Source organism: Bacillus cereus group sp. BfR-BA-01441, assembly GCF_022663075.1.
GTDB classification, from domain to species: Bacteria; Bacillota; Bacilli; order Bacillales; family Bacillaceae_G; genus Bacillus_A; species Bacillus_A cereus.
The window spans coordinates 21126-37722 of the sequence record NZ_JAKUEU010000002.1; the positions used below are offsets into that span (position 1 = coordinate 21126).

Below are 16597 nucleotides of genomic sequence, written 5' to 3' on the forward strand. Positions count from 1 at the left end.
TATTCATAGCCAAAAACCGTACGATATAAAAATATTTCTAATTATTTTCATTTTTTCAGAGTCAACTGTATAGGGATTTTCTTAGTACAAGTTCTCTTCGTTCATTACCCATGCCAAATCTATAAAACATTGTTTAGAAGTGTAGCAAGGGTTTGTTAATGGTTCAATTCTTCTTCCACAACTATTTTTGTTAGCAAAAACTTTTATTGTTTTAATAGTCTTTTGTTTAATTCCCACAATGCTGTTTTATTGCTATCCCATTTCAAAAGCGTTACTGCTTCCTCAAAGCATAACCATTTATAATTAAAGTGTTCTTTAGATAATGATATGTTTTTTGTAGGGACTTTAACTCCAAAAGAAAATTCTTTTATTACATAAACCTCTTCTCCCCAAAGGAATCCTCCAACTACATCCTCTACTGGTAGCGAAGACACAGAATCTAATTGTATATATGGACATTCTCTTGTAATACCAGCCTCTTCAAACGCTTCCCGTTTTGCTGATTCAATAGGAATCTCACCGTCTTCTCCGCCACCAGCTATTCCTTGCCAATAACCATAATCACTTCGGTTAAAAATGGCATATTGAATAGAATCGGCAGTTTTTATATAAGGAAATATCAATACTTGATATGGCGCTCTCATTACTTAACCTCCTCTCGAAAATAAGTTTTAAATCAATATGAATAAAGAGCCGCCATCACAATTCTACATTATTAATGCAGGTTTATAATGTCGGCCCTCTATTTTTAAATAATTTTATTTTTCATAAACAGGCTTACTCTTAATAGAGGAAAAACTACTTATTCTCTGTCGAATTTGTTTAGCATGGTTTTTCATAAATGTTAGCAGTACTCCATATTATTCAATTGCGCCAGCAACGTCATAATCATTTAAATCTAATTCAATCGGTTGTCCGAGCGCTAGTTTAGCAAGTTCCGCTCCTAAGTATGGACCAGCTGTTAAACCCGAAGCCCCTAATCCATTCGCAACGAGAATCCCTTCAAATTTAGGTAGTGGTCCGATAACAGGTAAGAATCCTGGTGTGAATGGTCTGAATCCAACTCTCGTTTCAAGCATTGTAGCATTTTCTAAGCCAGGTGCAACTGCTAATGCCTTATGGAATACTTCATGTAAACCACCTGCTGTTACACGATGATCGAAACCAGTATCATTCTCATGTGTTGCACCAATTACGACATGACCATTGTCAAACGTTAAAATATATTGATCGTTTGGTGGCATAACAACTGGCATATTTTCTGTTGCTGTATTTTCAATTTGCAGATGAACAATTTGTCCTTTTTGGAATGTAACTAAGAAATTAATTCCTAATGGTTTCAAGATTTCATTCGCCCATGCGCCTGCAGTTACAATAACCTTTTCCGCTAAAATTGTTTCATCGTTTACTGTAACTCCCGTAATATGATTTCCTTCACGGACTAATATAGCATCGCCTTTTATGAAAGTTGCACCATGTTTTTTCGCAGCACTTATTAATGCATTGCGTAATAATCTTCCATTTACTCGTGCAGCACCACTAATATGAACAGAACTATATTCGTCTGATAATGCTGGGAATAATTTTTTTGTTTCTTCAGCTGATAAGCGAGTTATTTCACCAATCTCCGGGGCATCTTCACGTCGTTTATAAGCTCGCTCTTCCATTTGATCTAACTTTTTCTCGTCAGTATGTAAACTAATTGCACCTACACGATTATATCCTGTGTCAGTTTCACCGTCTTCTTCTAATTGCTGAATTAACGAAGAATAGTAACGTGCACCGCCTTTAACGATTTTATACCATGCTTTATTACGGCGCTGTGATAGCCAGGGACATACAATACCTGCTCCTGCATCGGTTGCTTGCCCTAATTGTTGGCGATCCACGATAGTAACATTCGCACCTGCCTTAGCAAGATGATAAGCAGTAGACGCTCCTAAAATTCCTGATCCAACTACAATATACGATTTCATTTCAAACACCTTTTCTCTTTTGCTAATTATATAAATATAAGAACATTCCATAGTATAATGGAAGGAATGCTTTTTTCAATGTACTCATCACAATTAATTGTTGCAGCATTGTGACTTCCTTAATCATTATTTTTTCTTCTTACGGAATAATTCAATTGTTTTGTAGCCTTGTGAAAGGATTTCTATCATTTTCTCTAGACGTTTTTCACGTGTTTTTTCTTGTTTCACAGAAAAAAGATTACGTGCCCAATCTTTTTGGTATCCAGGCGTTAAACTTTGATAAAACTTAAGTTCATTCGGATGATTAGCTAATAATGCTTCAACATCTTTAATTCGATCTGCATAATCGGCAACACATTGACTCATAGCAGATGTTTTTGTTGTTTTTTTCTTTTCACGTTTTAAACCAACAACAGTAAAGACTTCATCCATACTTACCATTCGTGCAAATTTAATATCGCTTTCTCCCACATAACCATCTTCTCCAACGTTTAATGCCGGAAACATCTCATCACGGTGAATAAACGTACTATAACGAGCATTACCTTTTTTCGGATATGCGAAGAATACGTAACCTTTTTCAATTAGTAATTCTTCATTACTAATAATAAAATTCGTTTGTTTCACCATTTCATCAAGCGTTTCTACAAATATAAAGATAGCATCGTGTTCTTTTGAGAATGCAGTTTCTTTACCTGTAAAAATGTCATAATCACTTGGTTCGTTAATAACGACCATATTTGTATACTTATTAAGTTTCAATTTATCAATAACTGACATAATAATCTTCCTTTACATTCAAAATTCATTGTACATACTTTTTCGTACTGTTCTAGTGTATTATATGTATTAAGAAAATCAAACTTTAAATCGTATTATTCTGCTGCAAAAGAACATAATTCTTTACTAGATGGGGTGGTTTTATGCCATATGTAATCCGAGATGAAGGGCTAGTTTTACAAGGGGATGATGGAAAAGAACCAATTTTTCATACATATGAAGAAGCTGAGGAAACATTAAAAACATTAACTATACCGCAGTTTCCGAAACATATTAGAAGAAAACCATTTACACCAAAAATAATAAAGATAGCCGCTTCTGAATAAGAACCCGCTATCTTTATTATTCATAACTTAATAGCAAATAAAGTATATAAAAACTCTTTATATTGATCTTCTGTAATTTCACGCTTAGTTTTTTCCCCATGAATAATTTCGGTTAAACTTGTATTCGTTAATGAAATATGGCCAGAGTTCGTCAACTTTACTGCAATTGGTCCTTTATTAAAAATAGACTTCTCATCTTCTATCACTCTTCTTTGAACATCATTTACTACTATCTCATCAATAATATGTTTATAAAAAGCATGACAAACTTTCCATTCTCCAGCAGCATCTATTCTTTCTAAAACATAATTTCCTTTATTCGTATCTTTCCGTCTCACCCGGTACGAACCATTTTTTGAAGAAACCGACTCGCCAGTAAAAGGTACAGGAACAAGAGGTACTAACGAAGCTATACCTACATCAATTAAATACTGTACATTATCATAAGTTAAAATAATTGTTATATGGCCATCCTCAAGTGCCCATGCATTTATATCGTTTTTATAAACCGTACCTAATGCCAGTTGTACATCATAGCCACAGTCTCTTAAGAAATAGTAAAAAAGAGTATTTAATTCGTAGCAAAGTCCACCACGGGAACTAGTTAAAATTTTCTCTCGTAAGTTTTCCAGAGAGATTTGATTCGTATTTCGTGCTATAACATCTAAATTCTCAAATGGTATAGTATGCGCAAACGAAAAGAGTATGGTAGGTAATTCTTCAAACGTTACATCATTACGTTTTTTAAGATTTAATCTTGTGAAAAGCTGATCTTGTAAACTTGTCATATTTAGCACCCCTTAAAAATTTATAAGTTTAAATAATATATGCTGATTGTAAATTTTAAGGGGCACTGTAACAATGTACATTTCATTTAACTGTACCGGTACAAAAATTACGATTCACATAGGAGGTGTCATTACACATGTTTTTTGTAATCACTTCTTTTTGGGGCAAATCAAAAGCTACGAATATAAATTTAATAGTTTATCTATAGGCAAATTATTACTATCACTTAAATCAACAAAATATTGAAGTTGCCACGTTTGGCTCTTTTTAGCTTGATTACTAACAGTGGTATCCCAAACAGGATAAATTCTCGTTGCCATTTTCCCTGTTTGACTTTGTGTTCTCAATATTTTTTCTTTAAGAAGAATCTCTTTAGGAAAAATAAATTGCCCTAGTTTATTATCAGCAATACAAGTGATTACTAATAAATCAGGAGCAGCTTCATAAGAGAAAGCTCTATTTCGCATATTTTCATCTTTCTCCCAAAAAGAAACAAATTGACCAATTTTATTAGGTGTAACTTTTGATTTTCTAAAACGAATGGTTTTGTTATTTAAGTGGAATAAACATCCGGCATATTCTGCGTTTTGCTTTTCTTCTTTTAGATTCGTAATCATTAAGTTGTTAGGTTTGTAAACTATATTATTTAAATTTTGGATTATATTATTAAAATTGTTCAAAAAAACTCCCCCTTTATTCATCTCTTAGTTTACCACAAACATCAGTTCTTCTATATCGTATATAATTATGAACTAAGTGAAATGGGGGAATTTAGCAGGATATAATTATTACTTTAATGTACTTAGTTTTTCAATTGCTTGTTGTTCAGTTGCTAAGTAAAAAATGTCATTCCCTTTATTACATTCATAAATAAAATCTTTTAAGCTTTTACTAGTATACATAGAGAAATCTCCAACAATAGCAATCTTTACCTTGTAGTTTATAAACTTTTGAAGGATATCGCCCGCAAGCCGTGTTTTTAGGTCAAAGAAATCTTCACTTATTAAAGATTTATGGATAATAATATGTTTCGCATCTACCTCATATTGAACTGTTGCCATAGTATCTAATGCAGACTGAACATCCGATATTAATACCTTATCGTTCCTAATGACCGCAATATTGATTCCATCGATTACTACTTTCTTTATTTCCATAGTCCTCCCCCTTTATAATTTACACAGTATGAGTAAAATTGTTTTACAAAACTTCGTATTAATCATAGGTTAAATTAGCCACAGCTATTAAAATGGCCTCTATTTTTTGTTGTAAATATCTATTTTTTATTACTAATACGGTCAATGAAATTAATGATAGTTTCTCTTTTTTTGTATTTTTGAATATATATATATGGAATTACTTTTACTTGTTATAAAAATATTGTGGAGTAACATAACTTAACAAACTATCCAAAGTGTTAATCTCGGCATACGGTTGTATTTTGGTAGTATTCTTGATCTTCTGAGGGTTAAACCACACACCTTTTATATTTACATTTTGAGGACCAGCAATATCCTTTTCTAAGTCATCCCCAACAAATAAAGTATTTTCCGGTTGTAAATTTAACTTATTTAATGCTAGTTCGAATATACGTTTATCAGGTTTACTAAATCCCACTTCTTCAGAAATAATGATTGTTTCAAAATACCTATTTAAATTCGTGTTAAATATTTTAGCTTTTTGCCTCTGAGTTGAGCCATTTGTTATAATTCCAACTTTAAAGTGCTTCTTTATTTGATTTAAGAAATGAATAGTATTTTGGTCTATTGAAAAACATCTAGGGAAATTATTATTCCAAAAATCTTGGATGTAATTGCGTGGCAATCTATACTTCGGCGTGAATTCATCAAACAATGATTCTAAAACTGTCGTTTTATTACTTATGCCATATTCTCTTTTATCGTATTCTTTGAATTTCTGTAACATGTTGCTTTTAGCCGAACCATCTACATTTTCATAACACTTTTCTAAAACAATTAAAAATAATGCCTCTACTGCTTTATCCCTATCAAGTAATGTATCATCTAAATCAAACAGCATCGCTTTATAACCCATCAAATCATTTCACAACCTTTCTAGCATTATATAAATCTCTCCAAGTTTGTACCTTTAAACTTTTGGTTTAGCAAGAACATTGTTATGTAGTGATTAACGATTAAATAGAAACTAGATGAAAGAAATCCAAAGTTCTTGGCACACACTCTAGTATTACGGTAGCTTCTTTTATATTGAAATTCCTTTTCCTCTTTTGGTAAAGAAGCAAAAGTATATTTTTGCGAATTTTAAGAAACTACATACATTTCACGTTATTATACATTAGTTTTTCGTAAATATTAATCGTACATCAATTCATACGATAAGTTTTTTAAAACAATTATTTCTCCATAAAAAAGTAATATAGCTAATAATATTTTTTAGTAGTAAACGTCCTATGAAGTTTACTACTGTATCTCCACATAAACTCCAGATAGTACGGCTATAATGACTACCAGAGGTGATATTATGAAAAACTATCATATTCTCGTGGTAGAGGACGATCAAGAAATTCAGGAATTAATTAAACAATTTTTAATGACACAGCATTATACAGTGGTAGTCGCTTCAGATGGACTAGAGGGTATGACACAATTTAATAAGCAATCATTTGATTTAATTCTTCTAGATGTCATGATGCCCAATCTTAATGGGTTTGAAGTTTCTAAAATGATTCGAAGTCAGTCAAACGTACCAATTATTATGCTAACTGCGTTGGAAGAAGAGGAAGATCAAATGAAAGGATTCGACCTTGGGATCGATGATTATATAACAAAGCCCTTTTCATTTCATGTTTTGATTAGACGAGTCGAAGCTGTACTTAGAAGAAGTTATGATAAAAATGTAAATAATCATTTGATATTTAAAGAAGTGCGTATCGATGTGGATGCATATAGAGTATATGTAAATGACGTTGAGATTATATTAACGACAAAAGAGTTTGAAATTCTACAACTACTATTTCAAAATGAGAGAAAAGTACTTACAAGAGAAAATATCGTAGAGAAGGTTTGGGGGTACGATTATTTTGGAGAAACACGAATAATTGATACACATATTAAAAATCTACGTAAAAAATTAGCTATCCCTTATATTAAAACAATAAAGGGTATTGGTTATAAAATTGATGAATAGTATTGTGAAACTCATGAAGATGAAGCAAATTACTTACAAACTCTTTATGACTACATCTCTCATTTTGTTATCCTTTGCAGTATTGATTTATTTAACTTTATACTTCTTTCTCCCTACGTTTTATGAGCAATATAAAACAGATCAACTTCAAACAGGGATAAACGAAATCATTGATAAATCTAAAAATCTTACGTTTCAAGATGCGATACCACTTTTTGATGAATACGCAAAAAAAAATAATGCGATGCTTTATCTTCAAAATAAAGAAGGAGTAATTATTTACTCTCCTTCATTTTCTTTTATTCAAAGTGGTACGCAAAAAACAGTAGTTACTAAAGCAACACGATTCGAGAATGCAAGTACCCTTAGCAATTCATATAACGCTACGAAACCAATTCAATTTCAAGATGGTAGTTTAACGCTTGTAGTGTTTGCTACATTTCAACCGATTGATGAAGCTTCACAGGTTTTAGTACGCTTTCTCCCCTATATTAGTATCATTGTGCTCGTTATTGGTATAGGGAGTGCTTATTTTTATTCCAGGTTTATTACAAAGCCACTTATTTATATTAATGAAGGTGCACAAAAGATGGCAAATTTAGATTTCTCCGAAAAAATTGAGGTTCGCTCTACAGATGAGTTAGGAGAATTATCTAATAGTTTGAATGACATGTCTATTAACTTGCAACAAGCTATGTTTGATTTAAAAAAAGCAAATGAACAATTAAAAAATGATATTGAAAAAGAAAGAGAAATAGAAACAAAACGCAGAGAGTTTTTTGCGATTGTAGCACATGAATTAAAGTCCCCTCTTACTGTAATGAAAGGCTACTTAGAAGGGATGATTTATAATATTGGCCCTTATCAAAATCGCGATCAATATTTAAAGAAAAATCATCAAATTATTGAAAGTATGGAACAATTAGTTCGTGAAATTTTAAGCGTATCGAAATTAGAACAACACACCTTCAAACTAAAAGTAGAGAAAGTTAATCCTTCAAAGTTAATAGGTACAATCACAAAAGATCTCGAATTTTTTGCTTCTCAAAAGAGCATCGAAATAATAAAAGAAATTGATTCTGATCTTTCTATTTATACAGATTGTGCTCTTTTAGAAAAAGCATGTAAAAATATTATTCACAATGCGGTTATGTATTCACCACATAATGAAAAAGTCTATATAAAGTTAAGTGAGGATTCGAAACAAGGTCAAATCGAAATGCAAATTATAAATACAGGTGTCAATATTAAAGATGAAGATTTACAACAAATTTTCAAACCATTTTATCGAATTGAAAAATCAAGAAATCGAAATACTGGAGGAAGTGGTTTGGGGTTATATATTGTTAAACAAATTCTTGAAACGCTAGATATAAAGTATTCAATAAAAAATATGGAACATAGTGTACAATTTTGCATGAGTATTCCATTATCTAAACACAAAAACAAACAAACTCTCCTTTAAATAGGACGAGTTTGTTTGTTTTTGTGGTAAGTATAAACTTATTAACAGGTTTTTCGTTTAATGATATATATTGCTTCTTAAATGGTAATTATCATAAGTGGTGACAAACTGTATTCAATTTACATATTTATCTTTTACTATAACAGCAAAAACGAAATTCCGCTTAGCAGCAAATTAGATTCTCTTATTTGAGATGCATTTCATCTATGAAACTGAAAAGGAAGATGAAAAATGCATATTTCCCTCCATTTTTCAGATTAATTTAAAATTCTTTTATGGTAAGCTATATGTAAAGATTAAACATAAAACATAAAGGATGATTCGTATGCAAATAAGGCCACAAGTAAGTGAATATAACTCCTATTATGCAACGTATACCAACTTAGTATCAGACGGAAATATCATACATATTCTAGAACAACAAATGAAGGAAACGAATCTCTTATTAAAGGAAATTTCTGATAGTGAGGGACTTTTCCGGTATGCTCCTACTAAATGGAGTATAAAAGAAGTAATCGGTCATATAGCAGATACAGAACGGATTATGGCGTATCGATTGCTATCAATCGCTCGAGGCGAGACAGCAGAACTTCCAGGCTATAATGATGATATGTATGTTCTTAGAGCTGCTTTTGATAAGCAATCTATGCAAGATCTTCTTGAGAATTTAATAGTTGTTCGCCAATCTACCCTGTATTTACTTAGAAGCTTAGATAAAGAAGCTTGGTCACAAAGAGGAAATGCGAATAATTCTGAAGTTACAGTTCGTGCATTAGCATACATCATTGCTGGTCATGAGCTTCATCATCTTCAAATTATAAAAGAACGTTACCTTGGTTCTGATTTATATCCAGCAACTTAACATTTGAAGAAAATGAGTCCTATTTATGTAGGGCTCTTTTTCAGTATTTATAACGGATTAGTGCTTAGAACCATGGTGATTAAATGCATTTATTTATAAAGTCCACCACATAATATATATGCTATCCCCTTTTATTCTGTACATGAATTTCTTTAGGTTGATATACTACAAACTCAATATATCTGGAAAGGTGATGATATTATGTATGAACAGCAAAATAATAGAGATAGAGATCAAAAAATGATGTTTTCTATGCAGGGAGTTCCCTCAAATAAAATTAACATGAATCAATTACCTAAATGGATTAGAATTTTTGGCTATTGTGTGTTTGGTTGGATAATAGTATTTAGTTTAATTATGATTGTAGGTTTAATTCTGCAATAACTATGTGTGATTATCCCATGATATAGGTAACCAATTATAATAAAAAGAACTTGTAGAATATCCTACAAGTTCTTTTAAAAATATTATTAAAACGGGAACGACAAACTATTTTAACATTCAGTACAGGGAGACCATTTTGATTATGGCTTGATTTTATTATAAATCAAATATAAGCTTTTGAAAGGTCTAGTTTTTGAAAAATATGTGAATTAAACAGCTACGATGTTTATATTAGATTTCATTTATGACTAACTTCTTCTTACTTAAATACACTGCACGATCTGATTTTTTAGCAACCTCCTGTGAGTGAGTCACAACAATAATGCATTTATTCTCTTTATGTGCAAGTTCTTGAAACAGTTCTATTATATCCATTGCGGTTTCTTCGTCGAGGTTTCCTGTCGGCTCATCTGCAATTAGTAAATCAACATTACACGATAGTGCTCGAGCAATTGCTACACGCTGTTGTTGTCCACCGCTTAGTTGCAGGACGTTTCGTTTCGCTTCAAGTTCTGTGAGTCCTACCCTCTCTAATAATTCTAATGCTCTTGCTGTTTTATTTTGCACTTTAACACCTGTAATTTCCATTGCTGTTAAGACGTTTTGAAGAGCGGTCATATAGGTAATTAAGTTATAAGATTGGAAAATTACAGATACATTTTGATTACGGTATCGATCCAAACCAATTTTTCTAATATCTTTGCCATTATACAGTACATAACCATTTTTAGGGACATCCAGTCCACAACCTAAACTTAGAGTTGTGGTTTTACCAGATCCAGATGGTCCTAAAATCGTGTAGAAATGTCCTTTTTGAAAAGAAAAGTTAACATTATCTAGTATCGCTACATTTTTTCCATTACTTTCATAATAATAATCCAAATTTTTAAACTGTAAAATCGTCTCCATATCGATCCTCCTCATTCATCTTTTAAAAGAATTTGTTTTGGGTTTAAACGAAGAATAGATAATGCTGGAAGAAGCGTTGCTATTATAGCAATAGCTAGTCCAATTCCACCCATTTTCCCTACATCTTCTCCTGTTACACTTACATCAATTTTATCAATCGGATCTTCTTTTTGATTTTGTAGAGTACCACCAGATCCAGCCATCATTACAGTACCATGTTGCGAGGTATCTGTTTCTTCGCTTGCAGTAGCTATTTCATTCGAAAGTAAATTATCCCCGATATATTGAGAAACTTTAGCTCCTGTTGTTATGGATAATCCAAATGCTAAAATAGCGACACATACTACTTCTACTACGAACTGTGCCATCAGTTTCCACTTTTTCTCTCCAATGGACAATAGAATTCCCATTTCTTTACGACGTCCTTTAATTGATAGCATAATGATTAATCCTAAAATAATCGCACCTGCAATCGATACAATATAAATAATCATTTGAGAAGTCGAAGAGATATTTTCGATAGGACCAATCATTTGCTTGTACAATGAATCATGCGCATCTAATTTATAATAATTAAAATCAATATTAGATTTTTTTGCTTCTTTTTTAAATGCATCAATATATTGTGGGTCATTCAAGAAATACACGACTTGAACACTACTTATACCTTGATCCACTTCTAATTTTTTCATAGTTGAATGTGGCATATATAGTTTATTAGCCGGATCCATTATAGGAGGAGCCTGTTGACTCATTGCTTGCTCATTTGTTTCGTAAATACCAATAATTTCAACCTCAAGAGTTTCCTTCTTATCCCCTGATTGCACTTTAACTTTGTCTCCTACTTTCAAATTGTTTAATTCCGCTAATCGTTTTTCCATTAAAGCTACATTCTGATTCTTCATTTGCTCTGTAATTGGTTTTCCATCAATGATTTTACTTTTTCCGTTTTTAAAGCTTTCTTGTAATGCAGTCTTGCGGACTCCCTCAATCATAAAAGAAGCATTCATATCTATTTCTGTACCAGAGCTTGAACCGCCTCGCACAGCCGCTATTCCCGCTTTACCTTTACCTTCTTCTCCTTCTGAAGCTCCTACTAGTTTAAGTCCATCAGAAATACCGAAAGTGTTAGCTATGTAATTATAGTCTTTTACATACTTGGACTTCGCTAATTGTTCTGTTTCTTTTGTATCGAGCTGCGGCGGACTTGGCATTTCTCCAGTTTCCTTAGCTTTTTGACCTAATTTGTCGAAATCAAGACCTAAAGTAACATCTGCACCAAGTTTTTTTCTCGCAGCATCCGCTGCTTTTTTTGACGCATTTTGGATTGTAAAACCTGAAAGAACCAAATTTGTAACAATCAGAAAAACTGCCATCAAAATTAATGATGTTCCTATCCTTTTTTTCATACTGAGAATTGCTCGTTTCATAAAATTCATTTTTCTTACCTCCTTGATAACTTGTATTCTATATAGGTTATCTAGAGTTTATATGGAGCTAATCGGTAGTTTAACTAGAGATATAAGGAGTTTATGTGTAGTTATTTACCTGTTCCAGAAAAGCTAGAACACAAATTCAAAAACACAGTCGTTTTTAAATTTCGGTAAGGAGTTAGTCAATCTAAGAGACTTATAGAAAAGAGAGGTTAAGCTTGATTTAATATTTGTGAATATCTATATGGGAATTGTAAGTTGTTCTTCATAGAAATTACAGCTTTTAATAAGAAAAGAAGCAAGTTAATATTCTTTTATATGGATAAGAATATTAACCTGCTTCTTAAATTTTAGTATAAATTATTTATTGTAAGCTTTATAATATAATATACAAATTTATCACCTGTTTTTATAATTCAAGCACCTACTATTAGGAAAAGAGAATATTTCCTAATTAATTTAAAACATAAATTTTGTCCATGTTTTAAACAATATGTATTTTGGAGGAGGTTAATTTGATTTTTTCAAAACTCATTGATCGGTACGCCTTATATGATTTACACAAAAAAAGAAGTGTAGCGTTTCAGTATACTTCCCTTTCTAACACTTCATTAAATATAAAGGACATAGAATCTTTTTATAAAGTAAAACCATCACATATTCATTTTGACATTAAGCATTCAAAACAGGAAAAGGAATACATGGCTGGGCAATTCAAATATAAAAGCTCAGTTCAATCCGGTGATTCACGCAACGACTCTGTAACTGGGGAATTATTCTTACATAAAAATGAAAATGCACCTCATGTTATCTTTGTTCACGGTTGGAGAATGGATTCTAACGAACGTGTGAAAAGAATATTCCACGATCATATGACCAGCCTGAAGTGGAATATGTATTATTTCACTCTACCCTATCATTTTGAAAGAAAACCCGATCAATCCTTTTTCAGTGGAGAGTATATGGTAAGTGCAAATATTGAACGAACAGTACAAGCAACTAGACAAGCGGTAGCTGATTTACGAGCTTTGATTAAATGGATTAAAGCAAATAAAAATGGTCCCCTGATTCTAATAGGAATTAGTTTAGGTGGATTTATTACTAACTTAACCTCTCTTGTTGAAGAAGAAATTGATGTGTTAGCATCCATTTTCTATGCAAATCGACTCTCTTATTCAATTTGGAATACAACTCCAGGTAAATTTATTAGAGAAGACTTGGAACATCATGGTGTAACGTATGATGATTTAATAGATTATTGGAAAATCACTGAACCGAGTCAAGCATTACCAAAAGTAAAAAAAGAAAATATTTTATTAATTTCAGGTAAGCATGATCTATATGTGCATTCTGAGGATACAGACTACTTGTGGGAATCTTGGGAAAGACCTACACGATATATTTATACATGTGGGCATGCCGGGATAGTTCTTAAACGTAAAAAAATTGCAGCTGATACTATTAATTTTATTCAAAATCGATTGAACTCCCCGCACTTATCTAATGTCGTGCCTTAAATCGCGAGATTACTAAGCACATAATCTTATACTTGTAATGTTTCATTTTAACCAATTACATATATAAATCATTGTCATGCTAATCCATACACAATAAAAAAATGAAAGATCCCCTAATGAAACATTAAAAAGGGAAGAACCTTGATGAGTTCTTCTCTTTTTGTTTGTTCTTTATTGAATTGTAATTTAATTACAGTATGTGAAATTATGCTATATTAATTTTAAAAGCAAAGTAAAGGTTGTTTTTACTTCGCTTTTAAAATTTGCAATCCTTATTAACTTTGCTCAATTCAGTATTTATTTCTACACTCTTCGCTTTTATTTAATCGGTTTTTCTGATTTTAAAACAATGGAACTTAATGCAGGAACTTTAATTTTATTGTCATGGACAACATAAAGTGGTTTACTTCCCGCCTGCTTCCCGTCTACTAGTACTTTCCAAGGCCCTTTCGATGGAAGTGTTATTTCAACCGCTTCTCTATTTGCATTGTGAGCCACTGTAAAGTATTCATTTTTATTCCCCTCTATTGTATAAGCTACCGTATTTTTCGGGGCACCTATAAATGAAACTTGTGTTTTTATTTGCGCTGCAGATGTCATTCGAAAAGCTGAGTACTTTTTGCGTAATTCTATTAAACCCTTCATATAATCTACTTCATTATTAAACGTTGCACGGCGCAACCAATCCATCTGGTTAATTGAATCTGGAGATTTGTAACTATTATGATCACCGTATTTCGTCCGCATAAACTCTTGCCCTGCATGTAAAAATGGAATTCCTTGTGATGTTAATAAAATTGAAGAAGACAATTTGTGCATTTGTTTTCGCACTTCATCATTGTCACCTGGATTAGTTAACTCAAGTTTATCCCATAATGTATGATTGTCATGTGCTTCCACATAAGTTAATACCTGTTCCGGATCTTGATAGGTAGACGAATTTGTATCGTAGTCAATACCTGCCGTAATACCTTTTTTAATACGATCTTCCATGTTTTCCTTTCCATTTATAAAACCATTTTCCTTCTCCTCAAATACACTACCTTTTAACCCATCACGTATATTATCGTTAAAATGAGCAATCCCTTTCATTTTCTCTGCGTTTTTTTGATTTGCTTTTAGCTCAGCTGCAAGAGGTGTATTTAAATCCCATCCTTCTCCGTGTAGTATAATAGAAGGGTCAATTTGATTAACAGCTTTACGTATTTCATTCATCGTTTCATAATCATGAATACCCATTAAATCAAAACGGAATCCATCTAAATTGTATTCTTTTGCCCAATATGTGACGGAATCTATCATAAATTTCCTCATCATTTTTCTTTCTGAAGCAGTATCGTTTCCTACTCCAGTTCCATTTGCAAATGTTCCATCTTCATTGTAACGATAATAATAACCTGGAACTAACTTATGAAAATTAGACTCAGCAGCGTTATACATATGGTTATATACTACATCCATCACCACACGAAGATTATTATCATGCAGTGTTTGAACCATTTGCTTTAATTCAGTTATTCGAACAGTCGGCTCATAAGGATTTGTAGAATAGGAGCCTTCTGGAACGTTGAAATTTTTAGGATCATATCCCCAGTTATATTGCGGTTCATTTAAAGTCTCTTCATTTACAGAAGCATAATCAAATATTGGTAAAAACTGAACGTGAGTAACACCAAGATCCTTTATATGATCAAGTCCTGTTTTTACACCTTCTGGCCCTTTTGTTCCTTTTTCTGTTACACCTAAATACTTCCCTTTCTGTTTAATACCACTTTCAGATTGGATGGAAAGATCGCGTACATGTAACTCATAAATAATAGCATCTTCCGGATTTTTAAATTTTGGCTTTTTGTTTGCTTTCCATTTTTTCGGATTTGTTTCTTCTAAATTAACGACTGCACCTTTATCCCCATTTACAGAAGCAGCACGCACATATGGATCAACTGCTTCAGTCCACTTATCACCAATTTTGACCTTATACGTATAAAAGAGCCCTTTTTGGTTCCCCTTTAGTTCTGATGTCCAAGTTCCCTTTTCACCTTGTTGCATGTTTATTTCAGCACCTATTTTATCGCTCCATTTTTTATATGTAACTAACTTCGCTTCGCTTGCAGTAGGAGCCCATAAACGGAACTTTGTATGTTGCGGAGTATATGTATTTCCTAAATCGTTACCACCATAATAAAATAAATTATCAAATTCTTCGCTACGAATGACTTGACCAATTTCAGTATTCGTATCAGCTAAGTTTTCTATTTTAACTTTGTATGTTTGTTTTAAATCAATTTTCTGTTCCGTAATTATTTTGACCTTATTAGTAATATCGCCACTGTTTATATCATAAGGAGTAATATTCTTAATTTTAATGCCTTCAATTTCAATTTTCTTTTCCTTAATATTAAACGGGACATTAGTCGTTACAGTAATTTCATGGAAACTATCAATAGTTGCTTTTTGAATTGAGAGATCCGATGAAGGCTTAGAGTTATATACTTTTTCATCACCCGAAAGGATCCATACTTCAGCACGACCGTCCTTTATATTTTCAATCCAACGATCCCCACCATCTTTTTCCCATTCATTTGTTCGAACTATAAATCCTACACGATTATAGTCACCGTCTATTTTTATCTTAGCGTATTTTCCAAATTCATCTTCACCAGTAAATTCATAAGATGTACCATTTGCATTTTCTCCCCATAACCAAAGATTCCAGTCTTTTGTATTTCCAAGCTTTTCTTTGTAATGAATGATAATTTCAGTTGTTTTCGAATTTGAAACTGCCTTCACACTCTGAAAGGAGAAAACAGATGATAACATAACGATTAAAGTAAGTAATAAAACTGTTTTGTTAATTAATCTTTTTATAATTTGCATCACATACACCCTTTCTTCAAATATTACTAACGATTTATTATGCTTACACTGAATAACACTGCTTAAATTAATCTAGAAATCTCTTTTACTTCACCTCCATATCGGCTATTT

At 32.1% G+C, this 16597-nt stretch carries 16 protein-coding genes; 6 read left to right on the forward strand and 10 right to left on the reverse strand.

Annotation, left to right across the window (positions count from 1 at the left end):
* Nucleotides 1-203: 203 nt before the first annotated feature.
* From MR107_RS01190 to MR107_RS01200, 3 genes are all read right to left on the reverse strand, one after another.
* Nucleotides 204-644 carry an NUDIX hydrolase gene (locus tag MR107_RS01190; protein ID WP_001202586.1) on the reverse strand — a complete coding sequence of 147 codons (441 nt, stop codon included), beginning with the start codon at nt 642-644 and terminating at the stop codon, nt 204-206.
* 216 nt (nt 645-860) lie between these two features.
* Nucleotides 861-1976, reverse strand: coding sequence for an NAD(P)/FAD-dependent oxidoreductase (locus MR107_RS01195; protein WP_000844380.1), 1116 nt, complete (start codon nt 1974-1976; stop codon nt 861-863).
* Nucleotides 1977-2102: 126 nt separating this feature from the next.
* A complete protein-coding gene (locus MR107_RS01200) occupies nt 2103-2756 on the reverse strand; it encodes a YdeI/OmpD-associated family protein (protein ID WP_000110844.1) in 654 nt (217 codons plus the stop codon).
* 143 nt (nt 2757-2899) lie between these two features.
* Between MR107_RS01200 and MR107_RS01205 the strand changes: the two genes are divergently transcribed.
* The gene (locus MR107_RS01205) at nt 2900-3082 is read left to right on the forward strand and encodes a hypothetical protein (RefSeq protein ID WP_001147158.1); all 183 of its coding nucleotides are present in this window, start codon (nt 2900-2902) and stop codon (nt 3080-3082) included.
* Between the two features lie 20 nt (nt 3083-3102).
* Here MR107_RS01205 and MR107_RS01210 read toward each other — a convergent pair whose 3' ends face one another.
* The 4 genes from MR107_RS01210 to MR107_RS01225 form a co-directional block, all read right to left on the reverse strand.
* Entirely contained in the window at nt 3103-3870 is a 768-nt protein-coding gene (locus MR107_RS01210) for an arylamine N-acetyltransferase family protein (RefSeq protein ID WP_000202749.1), read from the reverse strand.
* 177 nt (nt 3871-4047) lie between these two features.
* Nucleotides 4048-4551, reverse strand: coding sequence for a MepB family protein (locus tag MR107_RS01215; RefSeq protein WP_001058866.1), 504 nt, complete (start codon nt 4549-4551; stop codon nt 4048-4050).
* 108 nt (nt 4552-4659) lie between these two features.
* Nucleotides 4660-5028: a DUF4180 domain-containing protein gene (locus MR107_RS01220; protein WP_000403464.1), complete on the reverse strand. Its 369-nt coding sequence runs from the start codon at nt 5026-5028 to the stop codon at nt 4660-4662.
* 205 nt (nt 5029-5233) lie between these two features.
* The gene (locus tag MR107_RS01225; protein ID WP_227899903.1) at nt 5234-5926 is read right to left on the reverse strand and encodes an HAD family hydrolase; all 693 of its coding nucleotides are present in this window, start codon (nt 5924-5926) and stop codon (nt 5234-5236) included.
* A 447-nt stretch (nt 5927-6373) separates the two neighbouring features.
* On the opposite strand from MR107_RS01225, the gene MR107_RS01230 reads away from it, so the two are divergent.
* The 4 genes from MR107_RS01230 (at nt 6374) to MR107_RS01245 (ending at nt 9750) form a co-directional block, all read left to right on the forward strand.
* Complete coding sequence (locus MR107_RS01230; protein WP_000800727.1) at nt 6374-7039, forward strand: response regulator transcription factor; 666 nt, start codon at nt 6374-6376, stop codon at nt 7037-7039.
* Between the two features lie 13 nt (nt 7040-7052).
* Nucleotides 7053-8504 carry a sensor histidine kinase gene (locus MR107_RS01235; protein ID WP_227899904.1) on the forward strand — a complete coding sequence of 484 codons (1452 nt, stop codon included), beginning with the start codon at nt 7053-7055 and terminating at the stop codon, nt 8502-8504.
* Between the two features lie 325 nt (nt 8505-8829).
* Entirely contained in the window at nt 8830-9366 is a 537-nt protein-coding gene (locus MR107_RS01240) for a DinB family protein (RefSeq protein ID WP_227899868.1), read from the forward strand.
* Between the two features lie 201 nt (nt 9367-9567).
* Nucleotides 9568-9750 carry a hypothetical protein gene (locus MR107_RS01245; protein ID WP_000273230.1) on the forward strand — a complete coding sequence of 61 codons (183 nt, stop codon included), beginning with the start codon at nt 9568-9570 and terminating at the stop codon, nt 9748-9750.
* A gap of 231 nt (nt 9751-9981) precedes the next feature.
* On the opposite strand, the gene MR107_RS01250 is transcribed toward MR107_RS01245, so the two are convergent.
* Both MR107_RS01250 and MR107_RS01255 read right to left on the reverse strand, forming a co-directional pair.
* Nucleotides 9982-10659: an ABC transporter ATP-binding protein gene (locus tag MR107_RS01250; protein WP_053564280.1), complete on the reverse strand. Its 678-nt coding sequence runs from the start codon at nt 10657-10659 to the stop codon at nt 9982-9984.
* 11 nt (nt 10660-10670) lie between these two features.
* Nucleotides 10671-12098, reverse strand: a complete 1428-nt coding sequence (locus MR107_RS01255; RefSeq protein ID WP_001010223.1) for an ABC transporter permease — start codon at nt 12096-12098, stop codon at nt 10671-10673.
* A 509-nt stretch (nt 12099-12607) separates the two neighbouring features.
* Between MR107_RS01255 and MR107_RS01260 the strand changes: the two genes are divergently transcribed.
* Nucleotides 12608-13609: an alpha/beta hydrolase gene (locus tag MR107_RS01260; protein ID WP_227899870.1), complete on the forward strand. Its 1002-nt coding sequence runs from the start codon at nt 12608-12610 to the stop codon at nt 13607-13609.
* Between the two features lie 318 nt (nt 13610-13927).
* Here MR107_RS01260 and pulA read toward each other — a convergent pair whose 3' ends face one another.
* Complete coding sequence (gene pulA / locus MR107_RS01265; RefSeq protein ID WP_242292008.1) at nt 13928-16486, reverse strand: type I pullulanase; 2559 nt, start codon at nt 16484-16486, stop codon at nt 13928-13930.
* Between the last annotated feature and the right edge of the window lie 111 nt (nt 16487-16597).

What these genes read in the sequence shown, in the direction of transcription:
- MR107_RS01190 (WP_001202586.1), bottom strand. Translation starts at nt 644, where the DNA reads ATGAGAGCGCCATATCAAGTATTGATATTTCCTTATATAAAAACTGCC.
- MR107_RS01195 (WP_000844380.1), bottom strand. Translation starts at nt 1,976, where the DNA reads ATGAAATCGTATATTGTAGTTGGATCAGGAATTTTAGGAGCGTCTACT.
- MR107_RS01200 (WP_000110844.1), bottom strand. Translation starts at nt 2,756, where the DNA reads ATGTCAGTTATTGATAAATTGAAACTTAATAAGTATACAAATATGGTC.
- MR107_RS01205 (WP_001147158.1), top strand. Translation starts at nt 2,900, where the DNA reads ATGCCATATGTAATCCGAGATGAAGGGCTAGTTTTACAAGGGGATGAT.
- MR107_RS01210 (WP_000202749.1), bottom strand. Translation starts at nt 3,870, where the DNA reads ATGACAAGTTTACAAGATCAGCTTTTCACAAGATTAAATCTTAAAAAA.
- MR107_RS01220 (WP_000403464.1), bottom strand. Translation starts at nt 5,028, where the DNA reads ATGGAAATAAAGAAAGTAGTAATCGATGGAATCAATATTGCGGTCATT.
- MR107_RS01225 (WP_227899903.1), bottom strand. Translation starts at nt 5,926, where the DNA reads ATGGGTTATAAAGCGATGCTGTTTGATTTAGATGATACATTACTTGAT.
- MR107_RS01230 (WP_000800727.1), top strand. Translation starts at nt 6,374, where the DNA reads ATGAAAAACTATCATATTCTCGTGGTAGAGGACGATCAAGAAATTCAG.
- MR107_RS01235 (WP_227899904.1), top strand. Translation starts at nt 7,053, where the DNA reads ATGAAGATGAAGCAAATTACTTACAAACTCTTTATGACTACATCTCTC.
- MR107_RS01240 (WP_227899868.1), top strand. Translation starts at nt 8,830, where the DNA reads ATGCAAATAAGGCCACAAGTAAGTGAATATAACTCCTATTATGCAACG.
- MR107_RS01245 (WP_000273230.1), top strand. Translation starts at nt 9,568, where the DNA reads ATGTATGAACAGCAAAATAATAGAGATAGAGATCAAAAAATGATGTTT.
- MR107_RS01250 (WP_053564280.1), bottom strand. Translation starts at nt 10,659, where the DNA reads ATGGAGACGATTTTACAGTTTAAAAATTTGGATTATTATTATGAAAGT.
- MR107_RS01255 (WP_001010223.1), bottom strand. Translation starts at nt 12,098, where the DNA reads ATGAATTTTATGAAACGAGCAATTCTCAGTATGAAAAAAAGGATAGGA.
- pulA (WP_242292008.1), bottom strand. Translation starts at nt 16,486, where the DNA reads ATGCAAATTATAAAAAGATTAATTAACAAAACAGTTTTATTACTTACT.